Source organism: Streptomyces sp. NTH33 (assembly GCF_003236365.1).
Classification (GTDB): domain Bacteria; phylum Actinomycetota; class Actinomycetes; order Streptomycetales; family Streptomycetaceae; genus Streptomyces.
In genome coordinates this window covers 1-1,428 of record NZ_POTZ01000877.1, presented here as the reverse complement: position 1 = coordinate 1,428, position 1,428 = coordinate 1, and the positions used below count along the sequence as shown (strand labels likewise).

Below are 1,428 nucleotides of genomic sequence, written 5' to 3'. Positions count from 1 at the left end.
GGTCGTCCCTCCCGGGGTCAGCTGTTGTCCAGACTCTCCCTGATGGAGGCGAGCAACTCGTTCATCCGGTCGCCCTCGTACGCGATCGTGCTGATTTCTTCGAAGCATTCCTGGTAGCGGACCATCAGCCCCAGGTCGTCACGGCTCGACAGGCCTCCTCCCGGACCTTCGACGTACAGCAGGTCGTCGTCGTCCTTGAAGCTCAGCAGGATGCACGACGTCGTCACGCTGAAGTGCGCTCCCGCGGAGAAGGGCAGGAGCCGCAGTGTGGTGCGCGGGTGCTCCGCCAGCGTCAGGATGTGGTCGATCTGCCGGCGCATCACCGCGGGCCCGCCGATCTCGCGCCGGACGGCCGCCTCGTCCAGCACGATGTCGATCTGGGGACCGTCGTCCCCGTCGAAGAACCGCTCCTGCCGGGTGAGGCGCAGATCCACCTGCCGACGCAGACCTGCCTCCGGCGCCATGGCCGAGAGCAGCGCGGTCGCGTAGTCCTCCGTCTGCACCAGGCCAGGCAATACGACCGGGTTGTACATGCGGATCGTGTCTGCCGAGCCCTCGTACCCCAGGTACAGCGCATACGGCGGGGACACCACGTCGCTGTACTGCGCCCACCACGACTGTCCCTTCGAGCCGCGGGCCGCGTCCTCGAGCTCCGCGACCAACCCGGGGTCCGTGACCTCGTACAACTGCAGCATCGCCCGCAGGTCCGTGACTCCGAGGCTGACCGTGCCCGCCTCGATCCTGATCAATTTGGAGAGCGACCATTCGAGGGCGTTCGCGGCGTCCCGCTGGGTCATACCGGCGTTCTCGCGGGCCTTGCGCAGTTCGATTCGCAGCCTGCGTCGGTTGAGGCTCGGATCGATGTCTCTTGGCATGGCGCTCCCTGCCACATGTCGGCGTTGACTCGTCGGGCTGCCACCATCGAACAGTAACTACCCAAGAGAATAGGTGACTTAGACCACGGCGGCTAGCGAGCGTCAGTATGACATGTGTCGTTTGGGTTGGCGCGCGCTGCTGCACCGAATACGAAGAAACCCCCCGCAAGTGGCACACAGTGCCCTACGGGGGGTGATGCAGAAGTTGCTGCTGAGGCTTGAGAAGCCGATGTTCCTTGTGGTGTCAGCTCACGATCAGGGAAATTCCGTAGGCGACAGCCGCCGCGCACAGCGCAAAGCACGCATACGCCCCGGCTGTGGCGACGAGGGCCGACTCGCCGCGGTTCGATGCCGCCTCGCGGCGGGAGAGACCGGCGATGCCGAGGGTGAACAGGGCCACGAGGCCCACCGAGGCGCCGAGGCTGACGCCGAAGACGGAGCCGAGGGCCGCCCAGTCGATGTTCATGGTGCTTCTCTTCCTTCTCCTGGACGCGGGCTCAGACGGTGGCGGCCGGCGGCGTCGCCGCGGGGGCGGGCACGGACGCCTGGGTGG

The 1,428-nt window shown here is 66.6% G+C and carries 2 protein-coding genes; both read right to left on the bottom strand.

What is annotated here, in order from left to right:
* Positions 1–17: 17 nt before the first annotated feature.
* On the bottom strand, positions 18–875 hold the full coding sequence (locus tag C1I97_RS37190) for a helix-turn-helix domain-containing protein (protein ID WP_111007277.1): 858 nt from the start codon (positions 873–875) through the stop codon (positions 18–20).
* A 244-nt stretch (positions 876–1,119) separates the two neighbouring features.
* Complete coding sequence (locus C1I97_RS37185; RefSeq protein WP_111007276.1) at positions 1,120–1,341, bottom strand: hypothetical protein; 222 nt, start codon at positions 1,339–1,341, stop codon at positions 1,120–1,122.
* Positions 1,342–1,428: the final 87 nt, after the last annotated feature.